General features: G+C 63.4%; 15 protein-coding genes and 1 pseudogene. 7 read left to right on the top strand and 9 right to left on the bottom strand.

The window, feature by feature from the left end:
- Nucleotides 1–5: 5 nt before the first annotated feature.
- From C5689_RS03095 to ccrA, 3 genes are all read right to left on the bottom strand, one after another.
- Complete coding sequence (locus tag C5689_RS03095) at nucleotides 6–1,487, bottom strand: DUF3526 domain-containing protein (protein WP_108915799.1); 1,482 nt, start codon at nucleotides 1,485–1,487, stop codon at nucleotides 6–8.
- Complete coding sequence (locus C5689_RS03090; protein ID WP_108915798.1) at nucleotides 1,484–2,206, bottom strand: ABC transporter ATP-binding protein; 723 nt, start codon at nucleotides 2,204–2,206, stop codon at nucleotides 1,484–1,486. Before C5689_RS03090 ends, C5689_RS03095 begins: the two co-directional genes overlap by 4 nt.
- Nucleotides 2,207–2,458: 252 nt before the next feature.
- Nucleotides 2,459–3,715: a crotonyl-CoA carboxylase/reductase gene (gene ccrA, locus C5689_RS03085; RefSeq protein WP_108915797.1), complete on the bottom strand. Its 1,257-nt coding sequence runs from the start codon at nucleotides 3,713–3,715 to the stop codon at nucleotides 2,459–2,461.
- A 245-nt stretch (nucleotides 3,716–3,960) separates the two neighbouring features.
- On the opposite strand from ccrA, the gene C5689_RS03080 reads away from it, so the two are divergent.
- Both C5689_RS03080 and C5689_RS03075 read left to right on the top strand, forming a co-directional pair.
- The gene (locus C5689_RS03080) at nucleotides 3,961–5,061 is read left to right on the top strand and encodes an outer membrane protein (protein ID WP_108915796.1); all 1,101 of its coding nucleotides are present in this window, start codon (nucleotides 3,961–3,963) and stop codon (nucleotides 5,059–5,061) included.
- 111 nt (nucleotides 5,062–5,172) lie between these two features.
- Nucleotides 5,173–7,155, top strand: a complete 1,983-nt coding sequence (locus C5689_RS03075) for a protein meaA (RefSeq protein WP_108915795.1) — start codon at nucleotides 5,173–5,175, stop codon at nucleotides 7,153–7,155.
- 218 nt (nucleotides 7,156–7,373) lie between these two features.
- Here the strand turns inward: C5689_RS03075 and C5689_RS03065 are convergent, their stop codons facing one another.
- The 4 genes from C5689_RS03065 to lepA all read right to left on the bottom strand — a co-directional run bounded on the left by C5689_RS03065 (nucleotide 7,374) and on the right by lepA (nucleotide 10,904).
- Nucleotides 7,374–7,628, bottom strand: a complete 255-nt coding sequence (locus tag C5689_RS03065) for a Txe/YoeB family addiction module toxin (protein ID WP_108915794.1) — start codon at nucleotides 7,626–7,628, stop codon at nucleotides 7,374–7,376.
- Nucleotides 7,625–7,879 carry a type II toxin-antitoxin system Phd/YefM family antitoxin gene (locus C5689_RS03060; protein ID WP_108915793.1) on the bottom strand — a complete coding sequence of 85 codons (255 nt, stop codon included), beginning with the start codon at nucleotides 7,877–7,879 and terminating at the stop codon, nucleotides 7,625–7,627. Before C5689_RS03060 ends, C5689_RS03065 begins: the two co-directional genes overlap by 4 nt.
- Before the next feature lie 99 nt (nucleotides 7,880–7,978).
- Complete coding sequence (locus C5689_RS18110; RefSeq protein ID WP_146188307.1) at nucleotides 7,979–9,052, bottom strand: hypothetical protein; 1,074 nt, start codon at nucleotides 9,050–9,052, stop codon at nucleotides 7,979–7,981.
- Between the two features lie 46 nt (nucleotides 9,053–9,098).
- Nucleotides 9,099–10,904: a translation elongation factor 4 gene (gene lepA, locus C5689_RS03055; RefSeq protein ID WP_108915792.1), complete on the bottom strand. Its 1,806-nt coding sequence runs from the start codon at nucleotides 10,902–10,904 to the stop codon at nucleotides 9,099–9,101.
- A 212-nt stretch (nucleotides 10,905–11,116) separates the two neighbouring features.
- Here lepA and C5689_RS03050 point away from each other — a divergent pair, with 212 nt between their 5' ends.
- From C5689_RS03050 to C5689_RS18780, 3 genes and pseudogenes are all read left to right on the top strand, one after another.
- A complete protein-coding gene (locus C5689_RS03050) occupies nucleotides 11,117–12,727 on the top strand; it encodes a hypothetical protein (RefSeq protein WP_108915791.1) in 1,611 nt (536 codons plus the stop codon).
- Nucleotides 12,687–13,115, top strand: a pseudogene (locus C5689_RS19035) (lysozyme inhibitor LprI family protein); the annotation flags it as partial. The gene C5689_RS03050 and the pseudogene C5689_RS19035, both read left to right, overlap by 41 nt.
- Before the next feature lie 522 nt (nucleotides 13,116–13,637).
- Nucleotides 13,638–14,396 (top strand): hypothetical protein, encoded by a 759-nt coding sequence (locus tag C5689_RS18780; protein WP_244594555.1) that lies wholly within the window; start codon nucleotides 13,638–13,640, stop codon nucleotides 14,394–14,396.
- 161 nt (nucleotides 14,397–14,557) lie between these two features.
- Here the strand turns inward: C5689_RS18780 and C5689_RS03040 are convergent, their stop codons facing one another.
- Complete coding sequence (locus tag C5689_RS03040; protein WP_108915789.1) at nucleotides 14,558–15,229, bottom strand: hypothetical protein; 672 nt, start codon at nucleotides 15,227–15,229, stop codon at nucleotides 14,558–14,560.
- 230 nt (nucleotides 15,230–15,459) lie between these two features.
- Nucleotides 15,460–15,792: a monooxygenase system ferredoxin subunit gene (locus C5689_RS03035; RefSeq protein ID WP_108915788.1), complete on the bottom strand. Its 333-nt coding sequence runs from the start codon at nucleotides 15,790–15,792 to the stop codon at nucleotides 15,460–15,462.
- A gap of 123 nt (nucleotides 15,793–15,915) precedes the next feature.
- Here C5689_RS03035 and cutA point away from each other — a divergent pair, with 123 nt between their 5' ends.
- The gene (gene cutA, locus C5689_RS03030) at nucleotides 15,916–16,260 is read left to right on the top strand and encodes a divalent-cation tolerance protein CutA (protein WP_108915787.1); all 345 of its coding nucleotides are present in this window, start codon (nucleotides 15,916–15,918) and stop codon (nucleotides 16,258–16,260) included.
- 125 nt (nucleotides 16,261–16,385) lie between these two features.
- The gene (locus tag C5689_RS03025; protein ID WP_108915836.1) at nucleotides 16,386–21,998 is read left to right on the top strand and encodes a beta strand repeat-containing protein; all 5,613 of its coding nucleotides are present in this window, start codon (nucleotides 16,386–16,388) and stop codon (nucleotides 21,996–21,998) included.
- Nucleotides 21,999–22,021 lie beyond the last annotated feature (23 nt).

Below are 22,021 nucleotides of genomic sequence, written 5' to 3'. Positions count from 1 at the left end.
GGGCCTCACAGGGGTCTGAGGCGTCGCGCGGCGAAGCCGGCGAGCGCCGCGGTCAGCACGGCCCAGAGCGCGAGCGCGACGAGATCGCCGCGCGCATGGGAGAGCGCGAAGGAGACGGCCGGCGCGGCGTAATCGAAGGAGGGAATGCGCTCCCACATATCGCGTGACGCGACATAGGAAGCGTCGCCATAGCGCGCATTATGGATGAGGTCCTCGCTCGCCGCCGTCTGAATGCGGCGCCTGTGCGCCTCCGCCGCGGTGGCGAAATCATATTGATGCCAGGAATCCGTTCCCGAGAAGCTCGTCGAGAAGGGCTGCATGGCGAGCGCGGGGAAGAGAAAGCCCGGCGCCGCGCGCAGCCTGTCCTGCGCGTCGAAGGCGGCCTGCAGCGCGCCGAAATGCTTGTCGAAAATGACGAAGCCGTTCTCGTCGTCCTTGCGCAGCGCGAGGCCGCGGAAATTGACCGGCAGATCCTCTATGCGCGAGACGCCATATTGCGCCAGCACGCTGTCGCGAAAGGCGATGAAGCTCGGATGCGTCTCGTCATGGCCGAAGGTCTTGTTCTTGTCCTCGGCGATGGTGTTGCGGAACTCGAGCGCGGTGGGCAGCGGCGCGGCGCGCTTGGCGACATCGGTCATCACGCGCGGCGCGAGAAAACAATTGGCGAGCCAGAAGGCCAGCAGGAGCACCAGCGCCGTGCGCGTGGATTTGGCGAAAGCCGAAACGCCGAGCGCGAGAAAAACGAAGCCGGCGAGATAGAGGCCATAGCCGAAGGAGAGCGCCAAAAGACGCTCGAGCTGATCGGCGACGGAGAAATCATGATCGGCGAGGAGGAGCGTCGCCAGCACGGCCGCGGCGAAAGCCGGAATGAGCAGGACCGAAAGCGCGCCGAGCGCGGCGAGCGCCTTGCCGGCGAGAATATCGACGGGCGAGGCGCCGAGGCTCATCAGCTGGCGCAATGTGCCGCGCTCGCGCTCGCCGGCGAAACCGGCGAAGCCGAGCAGCACGGCGACGAGCGGCATGATCGTCTGCAGCACGAAAGCGAAGGAGAGGCCCCCGAGCCGCGCGCCGACGCCGGCGTCGCGCGCCGCGCGAAATTGCGCCTCATTCTGCTTATGCGCCTCCAGCCAGACGGCCTCGCCGACATAGGCGTCGACGCCCGGATCGGCGAGCGCCAGCGGGCTCTGCGGCTTGAACGCGTATTGGCCGAAATGCGCGGCGGCGTGCGGGTTTTTCGCGCCCTGCCCTGTCCACAGCGCGCGGTCGGTCGCGGCGGCGGCGGCGCGCTCGCGATCCAGCCGCATATGCTGCGCGGCGCCGAAAGCGAGCGCGCCCAGCATCAGCAGGAAGACGAGGCCGAACAGCCAAGCGAGGCGGCTGTCCCGGCGCAGCTCCGCCCATTCCTTGAGAGCCACGGCGCGGGCGACGCGCCAGCGGCCGGCGGGCTCCTGGGCGGCGCGCGCTTTCGCGACGACGATCTCGCTCATGCGGCCGCTCCTCTGAACTGCTCGAGATAGGCGCGCTCGAGGCCGAGATGATCGACGTCATCGGCGCCGAAGACGGAGACGAGCCGTCCCGCCTGCATCACGCCGATGCGCGTGCCGCATTGCTTGGCGAGGAAGAGGTCGTGCGTGACCATCAATATCGCCATGCCCTGCTTGCGCAGCTTCTCGACCAGAGCGGCGAATTCATTGGCGGCGAGCGGATCGAGGCCTGAGGTCGGCTCGTCGAGCAGCAGCGCCTGCGCGCGCCGCGCCAGAGCGACGGCGACGCCGACCTTCTGCCTCATGCCCTTGGAATAGCCCGAGACGCGCCGAAAGGCCGCCTCCTCCGCGAGCCCGGCCTCGCCGAGCAGGGCGAGCAATTCCGCCCGCACGAGGCGCCGGCCGCCGGAAATCTCGGTGAAATATTCCAGATTCTCGAGCCCGCTGAGCGCGCCATAAAGCATCACCGTCTCAGGGATATAGGCGAGACGACGCCGCGCCTCGAGCGGCTCGCGCGCCGAATCGACGCCGCCGACGAGCGCCTGGCCGGAAGTCGGCGCAATGAAATTGAGGAAGAGATTGACGGTCGTCGTCTTGCCGGCGCCATTGGGGCCGAGCAGACAGAACGCCTCGCCGCCGGGAATATGCAGATTCAGCCGGTCGAGGGCGGGGCGATCCGCCTTGCCCTCATATCTCTTGGTCAGCTCGCGCGCTTCCAACATGCGAAATCGCCTCCCGACGCCGAGGGCTGTTCTCGCAGCTTTCCGCGCATAGCGTGGGAAGTCGCCTCGAAGCGCCCGTCCGACCCGGCATCACATCGGCGCGCGCGCGCACGATACGACAGCGCAGTCACGCCCGATCGGCTGTGCTGGCCTCTGTGCTGTCGTATGCAATTAATTAAAATCTCTCATATGACTTCGCGGCGGTCAATCGCTCGGACTCAGGTCGCCCGAGCGATCGACACGCTGTTCACGTCACTTCTTCACCGAGGCCGCGACCACATCCTCGAGCGAGCGCAGGCCGGTGGTCGGGGCGTTGACCAGCACGGCCATATTGCCGGGGGCGTGCTCGTTCTTCCACATCTTCGTGTGCGCATGCGGGATCTTCGCCCAGGGGAAGACTTCCGACAGGCAGGGATCGACGCGGCGGTCCACGACGAAGCGATTGGCCGCGGCCGCCTGCTTCAGATGCGCGAAATGCGAGCCCTGAATGCGCTTCTGACGCATCCACACATAGCGGGCGTCGAAGGTGAGGTTGAAGCCCGTCGTGCCGGCGCAGAACACCACCATGCCGCCGCGCTTCACCACCATGCAGGAGAGCGGGAAGGTCTGCTCGCCCGGATGCTCGAAGACGATGTCGACGTCCTTCTTGCCGGTGATGTCCCAGATCGCCTTGCCGAAATTGCGGGCCGCCTTGGACCAGTCGTTGAACTCCGGCGTGTTGACGGTCGGCAGCTGGCCCCAGCAGCCCTTGAAATCCTTGCGGTTGATGACGCCCTTGGCGCCCAGCGAGAGCACATAGTCGCGCTTGCTCTCGTCCGAGATCACGCCGATGGCGTTGGCGCCGGCCGCCGCGCAGAGCTGCACGCCGAACACGCCGAGACCGCCCGAGGCGCCCCAGATGAGGACATTGTCGCTGGGCTTCAGCCGGTGCGGCTCATGGCCGAACAGCATGCGATAGGCGGTGGCCAGCGTCAGCGTATAAGAGGCCGACTCTTCCCAAGTGAGGTGCTTGGGGCGCTCCATGAGCTGGCGGTCCTGCACGCGGCAGAATTGGGCGAAGGAGCCGTCCGGCGTCTCATAGCCCCAAATGCGCTGCGAGGCGGAGAACATCGGATCGCCGCCATTGCACTCCTCGTCGTCGCCATCGTCCTGGTTGCAGTGGACGACGACCTCGTCGCCGACCTTCCAGCGCTTCACCTTGGAGCCGACGGCCCAGACGATGCCGGCGGCGTCGGAGCCGGCGATATGATAGGGGAGCTTATGGACGTCGAGCACGGAGATCGGCTGGCCGAGAGCCGCCCAGACGCCATTGTAATTGACGCCCGCCGCCATCACCAGAACGAGCACGTCATGGCTGTCGAGCTCCCAAGTGGGAACAACCTCGAGCTGCATCGACTCCTCGGGCGGTCCGTGCCGCTCCTTGCGGACGACCCAGGCGTGCATCTTGGCGGGAACATGGCCGAGCGGCGGAATCTCGCCGATGTCGTAGAGGTCTTTCAGTTCGGTCAACGTCTGGCTCCTCGGGAATTCTTCTTGGCCGACTGCACATTGCGGCAGGCATACATATACGGCGGGCATTCGCCTGAACAGAGCGGTTTTCGTGCGGCCTCTGGCGGGCCCGCTCGGCGCTGCAAAAAACGCTGGCGAGGAAGACCAAAATGAGGTACCAGCGTCAGCGTTGCCGGGAGCCCGACCATAGCGCTGGCGCCGAACCATGAGTATATTAAGTTTCGACTAAGAATTAGGGGTAGGTAATGGGCGCCAAACATTATCTGGCGATAGGCCTTCTCAATTCGCTCCTTACTTTGAACACGGGCATCGCAGAAACATCTGATGCATCGCGATCTTTGGATGTGATTTCGCAACGGCTGGAAGCGCTCGAAAAGCGCAACGCCCGTCTCGAAGCGTTAGAAAACGAAAACAAGACGCTAAAGAGCAGGATCCGGCAGATCGAATTGGCAAATAGAAAAACGGTAGACGCCTCTCGAATGAGAGCTCACTCCGGCCGGGCGGAGCCTGGGAGCGACGCGAACAAATCTGAGCCGAACCGACAGCTTCCTCCTTCTGATGCACGCCCGACGGCGATCCCTATCTCCGAGCAATCGCCGGGATGGAGCGCTTTTTTTGTCGGGTTTTCCGCTGGGCCTGGAGGGGTCGCGAGCTCTCTAACGCATTTCGAACGAGAACTGTATGCCAGTTCGTATATAGGACCGATAGGACCGAGTTGCTGTTTTTCGCCCCCGCCGAGCAGCGACTCGAGCAGCAACAGGATTGGAACGTCGACCGGAAGCCGGGCGTGGGGCGCACTCGCAGATATGTACTTGGGATATAATTTTCTTTTGGATGGGAACTTTGTTTTAGGAATACAGGCCGAAACGACGCTTTCGCGCATCAACGTCCCGACAAAAGGCTTCCAGAGCAAGCTCAATTATTCATGCAGCCCCTCCCCATGCGCTGGCTTTGGTTCGTCTCATGCCGTGGTGGAAAGCTCGTGGATGGCGAGCGCGCTCGGTCGAATAGGCTATCTTGTCGACCAGACCGACCTCGTCTATGCGTTGGCCGGCTACACTTACGGCAAGTTCATTTATCAAGACGAGAATTTTGGTCTCGACGGCATAACATTTGGCGCAGGCTGGGAGCGCGTATTCAGTCCATCGTGGAGTTTGAAGGTTGAATATCGCCACACGAGATTCGAATCGAGACCGGTTTGGACCAATTTCAATGTGAGCGCAGCCTCGGGGAGTGGACTATTTATATCGACCAGCGCTAATATTACGGCCAACAATATCTCTGCAAATCTGCACAGCGTGAGAATCGGCGTCAGCCACTACTTCGATTTTAGAGAGTCGAGGTAATTGATCGGTTCCGGCCGCGCCGCCACCCCCAACGCCAGTGGTCGGCTCCACCGGAGCGCTTTCACCTGAATAGCGTCATGTGTTATCGACCCGGCCGGAGGGACCGAACACATGACCGAATCCGCACCGCGTCACGACAAGCCCTGGCTGTTCCGCACCTATGCCGGCCATTCCACGGCCAAGGAGTCGAATCTCCTCTATCGCTCCAACCTCGCCAAGGGCCAGACGGGTCTCTCCATCGCTTTCGATCTGCCGACCCAGACCGGCTATGACAGCGATCACATTCTCTCGCGCGGCGAGGTCGGCAAGGTCGGCGTGCCGGTGTCGCATCTCGGCGACATGCGCACGCTGTTCGACGGCATTCCAATCGCGGATATGAACACGTCGATGACCATCAACGCCACCGCCGTCTGGCTGTTCGCGCTCTACATTGCGGCGGCGGACGAGCAAGGCGCGCCGCGTGGAAAACTGCAGGGCACGACGCAGAACGACATCATCAAGGAATATCTGTCGCGCGGCTCTTATGTGTTCCCGCCGGCGCAATCGCTGCGGCTGACGCAGGATCTCATCCTCTTCACCACGAAAGAGTGTCCGAAGTTCAACCCGATGAATGTCTGCTCCTACCATCTGCAGGAGGCCGGCGCGACGCCGGCGCAGGAGCTGGCCTATGCGCTCGCGACGGCTTGCGCCATTCTCGACGGCGTGAAGACGGCCGGCCTCTCGGAAAAGGATTTCGCCGAGGTGGTCGGCCGCATCTCCTTCTTCGTCAACGCCGGGATGCGCTTCGTCACAGAGCTGTGCAAGATGCGCGCTTTCGTCGAGCTGTGGGACGAGATCACGCGAGACCGCTATGGCGTCACGGACGAGAAATCCCGCCGCTTCCGCTATGGCGTGCAGGTGAATTCTCTCGGCCTCACCGAGCAGCAGCCGGAGAACAACGTCTATCGCATATTGATCGAGTCGCTGGCCGTCGTGCTGTCGAAGAACGCGCGCGCCCGCGCCGTTCAGCTGCCGGCGTGGAACGAGGCGCTCGGCCTGCCGCGACCCTTCGATCAGCAATGGTCGCTGCGCATGCAGCAGATCATGGCCTATGAGACCGATCTGCTGGAATATGGCGATATTTTCGACGGCAATCCAGCCATCGCCAAAAAGGTCGCGGCGCTGAAGGAAGAGGCCGTCGCCGAGTTGAAGAAGATCGACGAGCTGGGCGGCGCCGCCGCTGCGGTCGAGGCCGGTTATATGAAATCCAAGCTCGTCGAGAGCAATACTGCGCGGCTCGAGGCGATCGAGGCCGGCGAGCAGATCGTCGTCGGCGTCAATAAATTCACCGAGGGCGAGCCCTCGCCGCTCACCGCGGGCGACAATCAGATCATGGTCGTGCCCGAGCATGTCGAGGCCGAGCAGATCGCGCGGCTGAACGCCTGGCGCGCGCAGCGCGACGCCAAGGCCGCGCAAGCTGCGCTGGACGAGCTTGTCCGCGCCGCCAAGGAAGGCCGCAATATGGTCGAGCCCTCGATCGCCGCCGCCAAGGCGGGCGTGACGACGGGCGAATGGGGCGCCGTGCTGCGCGGCGTGTTCGGCGAATATCGCGCGCCGACGGGCGTCTCCTCCACGGCGCGGCAGGTCGGCGGCCAGCTCGACGCGGTGCGCGAGGAGGTGCAGCGCGTCTCCACCAAGATCGGCCAGCGCGCCAAATTTCTGGTCGGCAAGCCGGGCCTCGACGGCCATTCCAACGGCGCCGAGCAGATCGCCGTGCGCGCCCGCGACGCCGGCTTCGAGGTGATCTACGCCGGCATTCGCTCGACCCCGGCCGAGCTGGTCGAGACGGCGCAGAAGGAAGGCGCGCATTGTGTCGGCCTTTCGATCCTCTCCGGCTCGCATGTGACGCTCGCCCATGAGGTGCTGCGGCTGATGAAGGAAAAGGGCCTCAGTGAAGTGCCGCTCGTCGTCGGCGGCATCATTCCACCGGCCGATGAGAAGCTCTTGCGCGAGAATGGCGTGGCCGCCGTCTACACGCCGAAGAACTATGATCTCAACGCGATCATGACCGATCTCGCGCAGATCATCGAGAAGAGCGTGGAGGGGCGGGCTTAAAGCCCCCTCCCCAGCCCTCCCCCGCTTCGCGCTATCGGATTGAGAAAAGGCATCGAGGGGGAGGTCGCGGCGCCTTTCCGATCACTCGCCCGTGCATTTCCATTCGTGACACGCGCCCGAGACCGCGCCCCTAATCTTCCATCTTCAGCGCAGCGATGAAGGCTTCCTGCGGAATCTCCACGCGGCCGCCTTCCTTCTGCTTCTCCATGCGCCCGCCATCAATAACGATACCGGCACTGCGCGATCAACAAGCTTTCGCCCTCCACGCGATAAATCAGCCGGTGCTCGAGCGTGATGCGCCTGGACCACCAGCCGCGCAGATTGCCGCGCACAGGTTCCGGCTTTCCCGTCCCTGCAAATGGCGTGCGTTGGCATTCCCTGAGGAGGGCGTTCAGCCGTTCGAGAATTTTTGCGTCCTGCGCCTGCCAATAGAGGTAATCCTCCCAGGCCTGCTCCGCGAAGACGAGCTTCATTCCGAGAGCTTATGCTCTTTGCCCTGGCCAGCATCGAGCTGCTCGATCGCCGCGCGCAGCCGCTCGGCGTTGCGCGGGCTCTTCAACAGATGCGCGGTCTCCTCATAGGAGGCGAAATCCTCGAGCGAGATGAGCACGGCGGCCGGCTTGCCGCGGTCACGGGTGATGACCACGGGCTCGTGATCCTCGGTCACGCGGTCGAGCGTCGCGGCGAGATTCTTGCGGAGGTCGCTGTAGGAGGTGGTGCGCATGGTGGGAATATGTACGCGAACGGGTACATTAACAAGCCACAAATTTGGTTACGCGGCTCATGCTCCGGGCCAAGAGCGCTCGAAACCGGGACACCGCACCTACATCCAATGTGTCGTAATCCACAAAAATAAGAAATTTGACGCGACGCCGACGATTAGAGCCCCGACAATCGCGATTGAGGAATCCAACCACGACTTTGAAAGCTCACGTTGCTGGAACTCATATTCTGATTCAGCCTGATTTGTAAGAAGGAGCGCACCAGTTGGCGAATAGTGCAATACAGATCTTAATATAATTGCAAAGAATATAATAAATATTATTGTTATCATCATATATACAAGTATATATACTAAATACGACGCCACTCCTCCGCCAATGCCCTGGCTCGCTAAATACATGATTGCTTCGCCGTTCTTATCCGACACACTCGCAAGACGCGTGGAAAATTCACGTGTTTGGGTCTCGCTATGCGTTTTAATCGTAAAAATCAGGCCAATATTTGAAATAATAAATAGAACTGTACAAATAAAGAATGAAATAAATCCGATACGCTCGGAAATCCATAGCCGAAAATCAGACGTATTTGCTCTTTTAAGAGCGCCAAGGTGGCCCGTCAATAAAGACTCTATGTCAACCCCCCAGCTTCGCGCAGTATGACAGATTCTGAAATAAAACCCATTATATAACTCTCCCTTCTCACTACTTGTAGTCAGGCGAGACGAGTATCGAGAGAGGCGGCCAGTTCGGTATGAAACGTCGATAGTCTGCTTCTCGGGGACCTGCTTCCCAATAAACTTCACAAGATATGTCCACGACAATTGGAATCCGATTGATACGCGAGATTTTACTTCTGCATACGTCATAAAGTCTTGCAGAGAGTTCAATATAACGGTTGAATTGTCGTCGTAGCTTATTAGCACAGAAAATTGAATCAACTGAGCTTCATTTTGCTGAGCGATGCGCTGATTCACGAGGTGAAATATGTTTACGATATCGTCTCGGGATAATTCAAAATACCCATCAACGTATCCTTCGATAACCTGGGGTTTTCCGAGAAGCCCAGAGATAAACTCTCCAAAAGAGTCTGGAGAGCATGGGAGCATAACGGCATAGTCATGCCCCCCGGAAGCCGAGTCTTTTCCTTTCTCGATCGATGACAGGCTCTCGCTCATCGTAACAAATCCCTAAATAGCACAATGCAATTTCGCCTTTAGCAGTCTAATCCTCCATCTTCAACGCCGCGATAAACGCCTCCTGCGGAATCTCCACGCGGCCGAACTGGCGCATCTTCTTTTTGCCTTCCTTCTGCTTCTCGAGCAGCTTGCGCTTGCGGGTCGCGTCGCCGCCATAGCATTTTGCCGTCACATCCTTGCGGAAGGCGCGCACGGTCTCGCGGGCGATGATCTTGCCGCCGATCGCCGCCTGAATCGGCACTTGGAACATATGCGGCGGGATCAGCTCCTTGAGCTTCTCGCACATTTGCCGGCCGCGGGAATCGGCGCGTGTGCGATGCACCAGCATGGACAGAGCGTCCACCGGCTCGGCGTTCACCAATATGCTCATCTTGACGAGATCGCCGACGCGATAATCGGTGATGTGATAGTCGAAGCTGGCGTAGCCCTTGGAGATCGACTTCAAGCGATCGTAGAAGTCGAACACCACCTCGTTGAGCGGCAGGTCATAGACCGCCATGGCGCGCTTGCCGACATAATTGAGATCGATCTGCACGCCGCGCCGATCCTGACAGAGTTTCAGCACGGCGCCGAGATAATCATCCGGCGTCATGATGGTCGCACGGATCCAGGGCTCGAGAATCTCGTCGATCTTCACGACATCCGGCATATCGGCCGGATTGTGCAGCTCGATCTCCTCGCCATTGGTCAGCTTGATCTTATAGACGACCGAAGGCGCTGTCGCGATGAGATCGAGATCGAACTCGCGGCGCAAGCGCTCTTGAATGATCTCGAGATGCAGCAGGCCCAAGAAGCCGCAGCGGAAGCCGAAGCCGAGCGCCGCGGAGGTCTCCATCTCGTAGGAAAAGCTCGCGTCATTGAGGCGCAGCTTGCCGATGGCGGCGCGCAAATCCTCGAAATCCGCCGCGTCCACCGGGAAGAGGCCGCAGAACACCACCGGCTGCGCCGGCTTGAAGCCCGGCAGCGGCTCTGCGCATTGCTTTTTATCTTCGGTGATGGTGTCGCCGACGCGCGTGTCGGCCACCTGCTTGATCTGCGCGGTGATGAAGCCGACCTCGCCGGGACCGAGCGAGGCGACATCCAGCATCTTGGGCTTGAACACGCCGATCTTGTCGATCTCGTAATGGGCGTTCGTGCCCATCATCAGAATCTTCTGACCCTTGCGCATCCGCCCATCGATGACGCGCACCAGCACGACGACGCCGAGATAGGCGTCGTACCAAGAATCGACCAGCATCGCCTTGAGCGGCGCCTCCTCGTCGCCCTGCGGCGGCGGCAGGCGGGTGACGATCGCCTCCAGCACATCGGGAATGCCGATGCCGGTCTTGGCGGAGATCAGCACGGCGTCGGCGGCGTCGAGGCCGATGACGTCCTCGATCTGTTGCCGGATGCGGTCGGGTTCGGCCGCCGGTAGGTCGATCTTGTTCAAGACCGGCACGATCTCATGGCCGGCGTCGAGCGCCTGATAGACATTGGCGAGCGTCTGCGCCTCGACGCCCTGGCTGGCGTCGACGACGAGCAGCGAGCCTTCGCAGGCCTTCAGCGAGCGCGAGACCTCATAGGCGAAGTCGACATGGCCGGGCGTGTCCATGAGGTTCAGGACGTAATCCTTGCCGTCCTTGGCCTTATAGTCGAGGCGCACCGTCTGCGCCTTGATGGTGATGCCGCGCTCGCGCTCGATATCCATCGAATCGAGCACCTGCTCCACCATGTCGCGCGCGGCGACGGTCCCCGTCGCCTGGATCAGCCGGTCGGCGAGCGTGGACTTGCCGTGGTCGATATGCGCGACGATGGAGAAATTGCGGATAGTGTCGATCTTGCGCGTCGTCATGGCGGCGGGGATAGCAGCGCCGGGGGGCGAAGGGAAGCGGCGATTTGACTGCCTCCGCCCGGCCGAGCCGCCGGAGACAGCGCCGATTCGCCCCACGACGCGCCGACATGTCGTCTTTCGGTAAAATTACGCAGATAAACTATCGACGCATTCATCTCGACGGCCGGGGACCGCCGTTCCCGAGCCGTCCGAGGGAGGGGCCGGATCGAATTATGGACAATATCGTTAGCGTGACAACCGACAATTCTGACAATATACAAGATATTCGATCGTCGATCGCGCCGCCGCCGATGATGAAGTCCGTCATCGGCTTCGGAAGTTGCTATATAGAGCACATTTTGGCGGAGATCGGCCACCTGGTCGACGGCAAGCATATCTGGCGCGCGACGATTCCGAGCCTCGCCTCGTCAAAGCTGAAACTTCGTTCGAGGTTTCTTCCTCTCAAAGAGGCCTCCGATTTTCTCACACGGGAAACTGAAAAACAGATCACGGATCTGCTGCGCGAAAGCGACGCGGACGCTTTTCTCTTCGACGTCGCCGGAGACTATTTGACAGCCCATATCGCAGTCGGAGACAGCATATTTCCCGATTTCAGGACCGGTGTCTTCGCTGAAAAATGGCCGGACCTGTCCTTGGACGACATTCCGGAGATGAAGGGGCACAAGTTAATTTGGGCTGATTGTGAACATTATTGGAATATGTGGAAATATTATTTCGACAAACTCTACCATGACATATTGCAACAAAAAATTTATGGCGGTCAGAAGGTCATATTTCTGTGTCATTTTCTTTCCGAGCTCGCGCTCGTCAAAGGCGAGCCGGAGCCTTTCAAGGAGTTCATCCACATCAGACGCCGTAACGCGCGTCTGGCCGACGTTTACGATTTCCTTTCGAATTATTCCGGCGTGCGGATGATTCGGATTTCAGAGGAGATTTGCTTCGGCTCTCGTTTCGCCCCTTATGGCGGCCCTTGGGAGTTTCATCCCGACAAGGAGTTCTATTGCATCGCTCGGCGCGAGCTCTTGAACGAGCTTTCTCCCGGAAGCGGGCTGGCGGAGAGATATCTCCACGAATGGCTCGCCGCCAATGGCCGCGAAAGAACGCGCGCCTATAGCGACCGCGAGGATGCGCAGCAGGGGCTGGAACGCGTCGCGCGAGACGCCGAAGTTTTGCGCGGCGAACTCGCCGCCTCCCATGCGGCGCTGGCGGATCGCGAGAGCCGCCGCGCGGAAGCCGAACGCATCGCCGAGAACGCGAAGGGGGACGCCGAAAGTCTGCGCGCGGAGCTCGTGGCGGCCCATGCGGCGCTGGCCGAGCGCGAGAGCCGCCGCGCGGAAACCGAACGTATCGCCGAAGAGGCGAAACGCGACGCCGAAGGTCTGCGCGCGGAGCTCGCGGCGGCTGGCGTGACGTTGGGGGAGCTCGAGAACCAACGCGCGCGAGCCGAACGCCGCGAGGAAGAGGCGAAACGGGACGCCGAAGCGCTGCGCGACGCCGCGGCCCGACGGGATGAAGAGCTCACGGAAAGAAATCTGGCTTTGGAGCGAGAGACGCGCCGGCTGCGCGACGAATTACTGCGGCTCACCCCTGTTTTCGATCGATCCAGCGGCGAAGCCGGCAATGATTTCATCAAAGAGGCGATTCGCCGCGTGAAGGCGAAGTGGAGATTGAAGCGAGAGGCCGCGCGGCTGCGTCGCGCGAAATTCGACGAGGCCGCCTATCTACGGCTCTATCCCGACGTGGCGCAAACGAATCTCGGGCCCACCTTTCATTACGCGGCGCATGGGCGCGAGGAAGGACGAATCGCCTCGTTTCGGGATTGAAGCGGCGCCCTGGAGCCGATTCGCGATCGGCGGCGGAGCATTGCGCGGCGCGGGAGGAGTTTCGATGTTCCGGCGGCTTTGCTTCGCTGTCTCTTCGGGGCTCGTGACGTTTGCCGTCGCGGCGCTCGCGCAGAGCTTCCATTGCGGGGAGGGGTTGACCGCGGTCGAACGCTCGATCTGCGGCGAGCGCAAACTGGGCGATCTCGATTATGAGCTGTCGCTCGAGGTCAGAAAGAGCCTCGCCGCCGAAGCGGAGCGGCGCGAAGCGCTATTGAAGGAGCAGCGCCAATGGGTGAAGGCGCGCGATAGCCGTTGCGGCGCATTCGCAGGAGTGGACGCCCAACGAGCCGAGGCCGCCGCCTGCCTCTCCGGCGTCTATGAAGCTCGAATCGCCGAGTTGCAGGAAACAACCGCAAAAAGGCGATTGCCCCGCTCTATCGACTGCGCCCTGACCGAGAGAGCGCGCGAGAATACAAAGCTGATCTGCTTCGATCCGGCGTTGATGACGCTCGATGCGACTCTCGCTCGAGAGCTGGAGAAGGCCGCCACGCCATCTCGTCGCGAGGCGCTGCTGCGCGCGCATGACGACTGGAGCTGGCGGAGGGTCGGAAACTGTGTTGGAGATTATGAGCGAAGGCGTTCTTGTCTTCTCGATCTCTACAGAAAGCGAATCGACCTGCTGCGAGCGCCGATGCCGGAAGACCGGCACGACATCTGCCGCAGGCTCGGCGCTCGCTACGCAGTTGCTTTCGCGGCGGCGGCGGACAAATCCAAAGCCGCCGACAGACCGCTCGAATTTCTCGCAAAAGCGAGCGGCTCCGAATTTTCTTTCGGGCGACGAACGGAGCTCGACGGGCCGAGGTCCATTTTCGCCTGGGCGAAGACCGGCCATCTGACGCTCGCAGAGGATTTGCGCAAGGCGCTCGAGGAGTGGGGTTCTTCCGGCGAGGCCTTCATCGACGAAGCGCCTGCCGGCCACTTCGCGGCGAGCGTGATACAGGGGTCGGCCTATTGCACTTCGCAGAGCTATTTTCGAGTCGAGAACGGGCGCGCCTTTTTGGAGGACGGCCCCGACGGATGGGATGCGACCCACGCGGAATGTGGCGTCGGTCGTTGGCTCGGCAGCTTCGAAGGAACGCCGGCGGCGTTCGAGGACGATTGGAGAGCGGGACGATCACTGACCGCTAAGCTGACCGTCGCGCGTCGGATCGCCGATCGCTTTGCGCCGGAGTGTCGACTTACGCTCGAATTTTCACCGCGGGTGGAAGCTAGCGAGGCTAATGGACGGCCGGACGCCGGGACAGGTTGCGAAGGCTCCGATTGCGACAGCCTGCGGCGCGCGTCCGTGCGGTTCGTCGAAGATTTTTTGACCGCTCGCAATTCCGCCTCTTTGACGCCGTCGCAGAGCGAGGCTTATCTTGAGCTGAAAAAGCTCGCGGGACAGGAAAGGGAGGAAAATGCATCGCACGGCCCAGAAGAATTCGCTCCCTTCCTTCACGACGGTGGGCTCTATATCGCGAGCGTGGCCAAATTGAAAAACGGGCGAGGCGATGAGCTTTTGAACCGAATCGTGACATTATCCCAGACGATCGATGGACGCCTCACGCCGATCGCCAGCTTCGACATTTCTGTTTCTCGCGGGCGGCTCGTCGATTTTTCTGCGAAGTGAGGACTGCGATGCTGTTCGGTCGAATCCTGTCGAAGGTCGCAATTGTGTCGCTTGCCGAAGCGGCCCCGGCGTCCGCAAAAAGGCGCGTTGGCGTCTCGGCAAAATGAAAAAGGCGCGCGTCGCAGGGACGCGCGCCTTTTCGAATGCGGCCGGCCGAGCGATCAGCTCTGCTTGTACCTCGTCTCGATCTCGTGCTTCGCCTTGGCGTAGAGTTCCAGCGCGCGCGGCTTGGCCCATTGATAGGCCTCGACGAGCCGTGGGGCGAGCCAGCGCAGGAAGCTCGCGGTCAGCCGGCCGGCGGTCGCGGTCGCCTCGACGATGCGGTCGAACCAGGGCAGCGCCGCATGGCCCTCCGGGATTTTCGCGCGCGTCCAGGCGACGGCCGCGATGGTCTTCTCGCGCGCGTAATCGCAGAAGACGACCAGCGGATCGGGCGAGCCGGCGGCGGCGAGCCTGTCCTTCAAATAGGCAATCTCGGCGCTCGCCTGCGCGGCCAGCACGGCGGCTTTCTCCTTGGCGCCATGGGCGGCGGAGAGCTCCGCGCGCAGGGCGTCGAGCTCGGCGCTCAGCCGATCGCGATGCAGGACCGCGCCGTCACGCTCGCCGGCGACGGCCGAAACCGCTCTATCCTTCTCCTCCGTCGCGGCGGCGAGTTCCGCGCGCACGGCTTCGAGATCCTTCGCCAAAGCGCTCGCCTTGGTGATGAGCTCGATCTTGTCCTTGGCGTGGCGATCACGCTCGGCGGTCATCGCCTCGAGCTGCGCGTCCAGGCTCACGGCGTCGGCGCCGCTCGAAGCCTCCTCGGGGACGGGGGGCTGTTCGGACAGGTTCATCTCCTACCTCTCTTCGTGGCCTAGAGACGCATCCAGCGCGAAACATAGAGAATTTTGTCGATTCGGCAAAAGCAGAATCTTCTCCTCGCGCGGGCGCGCCCCCTCACGCCGATCTCGTCGATCTGCGCGCGCCGAACGGCGCCTAGCGCTCGGCGCAATGAGATCAACCGCTTGTGAAATTCACCCCGTTCGCGATGCCGTACGGGGCCGATCGAGTCCGCGCCGCCCGCTCACCGCTCGGCGAAGAAGGGCGCGACGCCGTCCGTATCTATATAGACCACGCCGTCCTCGATCTTGACCGGATATTCGGCGAGCCGGCTTTCCTGAGGATGGATCGGATCGCCGGTGCGCAAGTCCCAGGTCCAATTATGCAGCGGGCAGGTGAGCACCTCGCCGTCGAAATCGGCGGTGTCCAGCGGCGCATTGGTATGCGGGCAAACGCCCTGAAAGGCCTTGATCTCCCCGCCGAAGGCCCAAGCGAGGACGATCACATGGGAATCGGCGATGACGAGCCGCATTTCCCCTTCGAAAACAGTGTCTTCCTTGCAGACCCTGGTGAACATGTCCTTTTGTCTCCGGATGTAGCCGCGGGTCGGCGGCCGCTCGCCTCGCGCCCAGCAAGAAAAGCGCCGAATGGCGGCCCGCCGCGTTGATTTCGGCCCGAGGCGCGCCCATAGTCACGCCCCGTGAGCGCGAAAGAGCCGAAATTCTGCGTCGTCCAGACGACGATCGACGATGAGGCGGGCGCCGAGCGCATCGCCCGCGCCCTGCTCGCCGCCAAGCTCGCCGCCTGCATCCAGATTTTCCCCATTCGCAGCTTCTACCAGTGGAATGGCGAAACCCGCGCCGATCCCGAATTTCTCGTGCAGGCGAAAGCGCGGACCGAGGATTTCCAGGCGCTCGCCGCCGCCATTCGCGCCGCGCATTCTTACGAGGTTCCGGAAATATTGCGCCTCGACGTTTCCGCCGGCGATCCGGCCTATCTCGATTGGGCCGCGCGCGCGACGGCGCGGGACGCCGCCGCTCGCTGATCCGCGACCGATACTGCGAGCCCAGTTTCACGCAAGCCTCTCCCGGCAAAGATCGTCGCGCCGGCCGCGGCCGCGCCGCCGCGCCTCGGGCCGGCTCGGGAACAGGCGCGTGGAGCAGGGCTGTCATGACGTCGATCTACTCGTCATACACGACCGTGCAGATCGCCCGTCTCACGACGACTGTCATGAGCGAGCTCGAAACCTCGGACATCGAGGGATTCGACACGACGCAGATCGCCGTGCTGACGGCGACGCAGCTCAATTCTATGCAGACCAGCACTCTGCAGGCGCTGGTGACGACGCAGGTCGCCTCGCTGTCGCGCGGCGCGATCGCGCAGCTCGATCTGTCGCAATTCCAGGCGCTCGCCGAAAGCGACTTCGACTCCTTCACGACGACGCAACTCTCCGCGCTCACCAAAACGGAGCTCAATGCGCTCGACGAGACCGAGATCGGCAGTCTCGACACGACGCGGTTGCAGGCGCTGACCGCGGCGCAGATCGCCGGCCTCTCGACGACGGAGCTCGCCAATCTCTCAACGACGCAGATCGGGAGCTTCAGCTCGACGCAGGTGCGCAGCCTCACCGCGACGCAGCTCGACGCGCTGAGCCTCGATCAGATCGTCGCGCTGCAAGTGACCAGCCTGACCGCGGCGCAGGTGCGGTCGCTGAATGCGACGGATGTCGACAGTCTCTCCGCGACGCAGATCTCCTCCCTCTCTTCGACGCAGATCGGCGCGCTGACGACGACGGCCTTCGACAGCCTCTCGCAAACGACGATCGAATCTTTGACGACGACGCAGATCGCCGGCGTGGCGGCGACGCAGGTCGCGGCGCTGACGACGACCGACCTCGCCGAATTCACCACGACGCAGCTCGCCGCTCTGACCGCGACACAGACGCGCGCGCTCACGACGACGCAGCTCTCGGCCATGACCCCCACCGAGATTCAGGCGCTGTCGGTCGCGAATTTCTCCAATGCGCAGATCGCCGGGCTCGGCCCCGCTGCGTTCGGAAATCTCTCGGACACGCAATTTTCGGCGCTCACCTCCTCGCAAATCGCTGTTATCTCCACGACGACGCTGAACAGCCTCTCGGAGACGCGGCTCGGCGCGCTCACGACTACGCAATTCCGTGGCCTCTCCGCCGCGCAGGTCGCCCGCCTCTCCGACACGACGCTCGCCGAGCTGACGACGACGCGGCTCGCCGATCTCACGACGACGCAGACGCGCGGCCTGACGGCGACGCAGCTCGCGAATCTCTCGACGACGGCGCTGCGATCGCTCGACATAGCCGAATTCTCGGCGGCGCAATTTTCCGCGATGAGCGCGACGACTTTCGCCGATTTCTCCGAGACGCAATTCTCGGAGATGTCCGCGACGCAGTTCCGCGCGCTCACCACCACGCTGCTGAACGCTCTCTCCTCGACCTTCATCGCGAGCCTGACGACGACGCAGGTCGATTGGCTCGGCGCCGCGCAGATCGCCGGCCTCACCACGACGCAGCTCGGCAATCTGACGACGACACAGCTGTCGGCGCTCGTGATAACACAGTCGCGCAGCCTGACGACGACGCAGCTCCTCTCCTTGACGACGACGGCGGTCGAGGCGCTCCCCATCGCCAATCTCACCGCCGCGCAGATCGCCGCGCTCGTCTCGAGCAGCGCCGGCGGATTGAGCAGCGCGCAGGTCGCCGCGCTCGCCTCCACGCAGATCGCGGCGCTCACCACCACTTTCCTCAATCAGCTGACCACGGCCGAGCTGCAGAATCTCACGACGACGCAGGCGGCGGCGCTCACTGCGGCGCAGATCGGCGGACTGTCCTCGCAAGCCATCGACCGGCTGACGACGACGCAGCTCTCCGCGCTCACCACGACGCAGGCGCGCGGGCTGACGACGACACAGCTCGACAATATGACGACGACGGAGATTCAGGCGCTGACGATCACGCGGCTCGCCGCGGCGCAGATCGCCGGCCTCGGCGCGACGGCTTTCGCCAATCTCTCCGTCGACCAGCTCTCCGGCCTCACTTCGGCGCAGATCGCCGCGATGACGACGACGCAGCTCGACGCTTTCGGCGCGACGCAGATCGCCGGCTTGACGACGACGCAGATCGCCGGCCTCACCTCGAGCGAGCTCAATTCTTTCGACGCCAGCCAGATCGCCGCGCTGAGCGCGACGCAGATCGCGGCCATGTCCTCGCGCGCCTTCGCCGGCCTCGTCGACACGCAGGTCGCCGCGATGACGGTGACGCAGATCGCGGCGATGACCTCCACGCAATTCGCCGCCATCACCTCGACCGGCGCCTCTGGCCTCACCAGCGACCAGCTCGCCGCGCTGACGACGGCGCAGATCGCGGCCTTCAGCGCCGTGCAGATGCGCGCGCTCGCCGAGACGCAGATCAATGTTCTGAGTTCGATTCAGCTCGCCGCATTGACGACGACAGAAATCGCGGCTCTCACCGCGACTCAGGCTTCGGCGCTGACGCTGTCGCAGATCGACGCGCTGACGACGACGCAGATCTCCGCGCTGTCCGCGATCGCGCTCGGCGGTCTCGCGGAGAGCCAGATCGGCGAATTGTCGAGCGCGCAATTGAAGGCGCTGACCTCCACGCAATTGCACGCGCTCGGCGATACGCAGGTCTCCGCATTGCTTCCCGCGCAGCTCGGCGTTCTCGCTGCGACGCAGATCGCCGCTCTGTCGGCGACGGGATTTGCGGGCTTGTCCGCAGACGATGTCGCGAGCCTCACCACGAGTCAGATCGGCGCGCTCACCGCGACGCAGACCGGGGCTTTGTCGGATGCTCAGATCGCCGCGCTCGGCGAGTCGCAGATCGCGGCTCTGAGCCGCGACGGCGCCGCGGGCCTCGGCGCCGCGCAGATCGCCGCGCTGACATGGACGCAGATTTCCGCCTTGCAGACGACGCAGGTCGCCGCCCTGTCGACGACTGCGGTCGCCGCCCTGTCGGCGAGCCAGTTCGCCAGCCTCGCGGCGACGCAGATCGCCGCGCTCGTCACCACGCAGATGCGCGCTCTGAACGACGCGCAGGTCGCGGCTCTGCAGCCGCTCCAAATCTACGCGCTCCAGAAGACGCAGATCGCCGCGCTCTCCGCGACCGGAATCGGCGGACTGACGGCGACGGAAATCTCCGAGCTCGCGACCACGCAGCTCGCCGCTCTCACCGCGGGGCAGATGAGCGCGCTGGTCGACACGCAGATCGCGGCGCTCGATCTGACGCAGATCGGCGCCTTCTCGTCGACGCAGCTCAGGGGCCTCTCCTCCGATTCGGTGGCGAGCCTCTCGACCGGCGTCATAGAGGCTCTCACCACGACACAGCTGCGCGGCCTCGCCAGCACGCAGCTCGCCGCGCTGACGACGTCCCAGCTCGGCGCGCTTTCGACGACGCAATTGACGGCGGTGACGACGACGGCGCTCGCCGGCCTCACCGATCTTCAGGCGGCGGCGCTCTCGACGACGCAGATCGCCGCGCTCACCACCACGCAGATCGGAGGGCTCGCCACCACCGCCGTCGCGGCGCTCAACACTCTCGAGATCGCGGCGCTCGCCACGACGCAAATCGGCGCGCTGACTTCGACGCAGGCGGGGGCGCTCACGGCGACGCAGATTTCCGCCTTCAGCCTCGATCAGCTCGCGCGGCTCACATCGACGCAGCTCTCCGGCCTGTCGACGACGACGATCGCCGGCCTCACTCTGACCGAATTGCAGGCGCTGACGACGACGCAGCTGCGCGGCCTCACCGCGGCGCTGGTCGGCGCGCTGACCACGACGGAGCTCGCCGCGCTGGCGACGACGCAGATCGCCGCGCTCACCACGCTCGAGCTGCAAGGCCTCACGCAGACGCAGGCGGCGGCGCTTGCCGGAACGCAATTCGACGCGCTCGCCGCCACGCAGATTTCGGCGCTCTCCACCTCCGCGATCAGCGGCCTGACGACGACGCAGCTCCAGGCTCTGAACGCCACGCAATTCGGCGCGCTGGCGGCCACGCAGATTTCCGCGCTGACCAGCGCGCAGCTCGCCTCGCTGACGACGACGCAGGTCGGCGCGCTCACCGCGACGCAGGCGCGCGGGCTGACCTCCACCGAAGTTTCGCAGCTCGACGCCACGCGCCTCGGCGCGCTCACGACGACGACGATCAAATATCTGACGGCCGCGGCGATCGCCGGCCTCACCGCGACGCAGATCGGATTGCTGACCACGACGCAGCTCGCCAGCGTCACAGCGACGCAGATCGCCGCCCTCTCGACGACCGCGATCGCGGGGCTGAACAGCGACGAGATCGGCGCGCTGACGACGACGCAGTTCCGCAGCTTCTCCTCCACCGGAATGGCGGCGCTGACGACGACGCAGGTGCTGGCGCTCACATCGGCGCAGATCGGCCTCTTGACCAGCACGCAGATCGGCGGCCTCGCCGCGACGCAAGTGGCGGCGCTGGCGTCGACGCAGCTCGCGCTGCTGAATGCGACGCAGATCGCCGCGCTGTCGACGACGGGCGTCGGCGGGCTGACGCAGACGCAGCTCGGCGCGTTGAGCTCCACGCAATTCGCGGCGCTGACCGCCGCGCAGATCGGCGCATTGTCGACGACCGGAATCGGCGGGCTGACGACGACGGAACTCGGCGCGCTGTCGACGACGCAATTGCAGAGCTTTTCCTCCACCGAGATCGGCGCGCTCTCGACCACGCAGCTCGCCGCGCTCACCACGACGCAGCTGAAGCTGCTCACCGCGCAGGAAATTTATGGTCTGACCTCCGCGCAGGTCGCCTCGCTCGGCACAGAGCGTTTGACGGCGCTGAGCGCGGCGCAAATCTCCTATCTTTCGACGACCGGCGTCTCGGGTCTCGGCCAGACGCAGATCGCCGCTCTCGCCGACACGCAATCGGCCGCGCTCTCGGCGAATCAGATCAGCGCCCTGTCGCCGTCCGCCGTGGCGGGGCTCAGCACCACAGAAATCGCTTCGCTCACCTCGACGCAATTTGCGAGCCTCTCGGCTTCCGCCATTGCGGCGCTGACATCGTCGCAATTTGCGAGCCTCACCTCGACGCTGATCGCGCTGCTCTCCGCGACGGAGCTCGGCGGCCTCACCGCGACGCAGGCCGCCTCGCTCACGACGACGCAGCTCTCGGCTTTGAGCGCGACGCAGATCGGCGCCGTCTCCTCGGATGGAATCGCCGGCCTCTCTGTGTCGCAGATCGCCAATCTGACGACGACGCAATTCGCGGGGCTGCAAGCCACGCAATTTTCGGCGCTGACGACGACGCAGATGCAGGCGGTGACGACGACCGAGATAGCGGCGCTGACCGATGACCAGCTCGGCGGCCTGCTGCGCCCGCAATTGCGCGCGCTGACGACGACGCAGGTCGGCGCGCTCACCACCACGCAAATCTCATCGCTGGCGACGACGCAGATCGTCAATCTCACCACCACCGAGCTCGGCGCTCTCTCGCCCACCCAATTCGATGCGCTGACCTCCACGCAGATCGGCGCGCTCACCACGCAGCAACTCGGCAATCTCGACGGCGCGGTCATCGCGTCGTTCGATGCGCGTCAGCTCGCCGGATTGACGACGACGCAAGTCGGCGCGCTGACGGCGACCGCCATCACCGCATTGACGACGACAGAACTCCTGGCGCTCAACGGCAATCAGATCGCCGCCTTCACCACGACTCAGATCGCCGGCATGACCACGCAACAGCAGGCGGCGCTGGCGCAGGCGGTTTCGTGAGCCGGCGCGGGTTCGACGCATTA

The sequence above is a fragment of the Methylosinus sporium genome (genome assembly GCF_003113265.1).
Taxonomy (GTDB): Bacteria; Pseudomonadota; Alphaproteobacteria; order Rhizobiales; family Beijerinckiaceae; genus Methylosinus; species Methylosinus sporium.
The sequence above is the reverse complement of the archived record's forward strand: the minus strand, read 5'-3'. Positions and strand labels throughout refer to the sequence as shown.

Bases quoted from the DNA above. Each gene is read 5' to 3' on its own strand.
- C5689_RS03095 (WP_108915799.1), bottom strand. From the start codon at position 1,487: ATGAGCGAGATCGTCGTCGCGAAAGCGCGCGCCGCCCAGGAGCCCGCC.
- C5689_RS03025 (WP_108915836.1), top strand. From the start codon at position 16,386: ATGACGTCGATCTACTCGTCATACACGACCGTGCAGATCGCCCGTCTC.
- C5689_RS03040 (WP_108915789.1), bottom strand. From the start codon at position 15,229: ATGAACCTGTCCGAACAGCCCCCCGTCCCCGAGGAGGCTTCGAGCGGC.
- C5689_RS03060 (WP_108915793.1), bottom strand. From the start codon at position 7,879: ATGCGCACCACCTCCTACAGCGACCTCCGCAAGAATCTCGCCGCGACG.
- C5689_RS03090 (WP_108915798.1), bottom strand. From the start codon at position 2,206: ATGTTGGAAGCGCGCGAGCTGACCAAGAGATATGAGGGCAAGGCGGAT.
- C5689_RS03065 (WP_108915794.1), bottom strand. From the start codon at position 7,628: ATGAAGCTCGTCTTCGCGGAGCAGGCCTGGGAGGATTACCTCTATTGG.
- lepA (WP_108915792.1), bottom strand. From the start codon at position 10,904: ATGACGACGCGCAAGATCGACACTATCCGCAATTTCTCCATCGTCGCG.
- C5689_RS03050 (WP_108915791.1), top strand. From the start codon at position 11,117: ATGGACAATATCGTTAGCGTGACAACCGACAATTCTGACAATATACAA.
- C5689_RS03035 (WP_108915788.1), bottom strand. From the start codon at position 15,792: ATGTTCACCAGGGTCTGCAAGGAAGACACTGTTTTCGAAGGGGAAATG.
- C5689_RS03080 (WP_108915796.1), top strand. From the start codon at position 3,961: ATGGGCGCCAAACATTATCTGGCGATAGGCCTTCTCAATTCGCTCCTT.
- C5689_RS18110 (WP_146188307.1), bottom strand. From the start codon at position 9,052: ATGAGCGAGAGCCTGTCATCGATCGAGAAAGGAAAAGACTCGGCTTCC.
- C5689_RS03075 (WP_108915795.1), top strand. From the start codon at position 5,173: ATGACCGAATCCGCACCGCGTCACGACAAGCCCTGGCTGTTCCGCACC.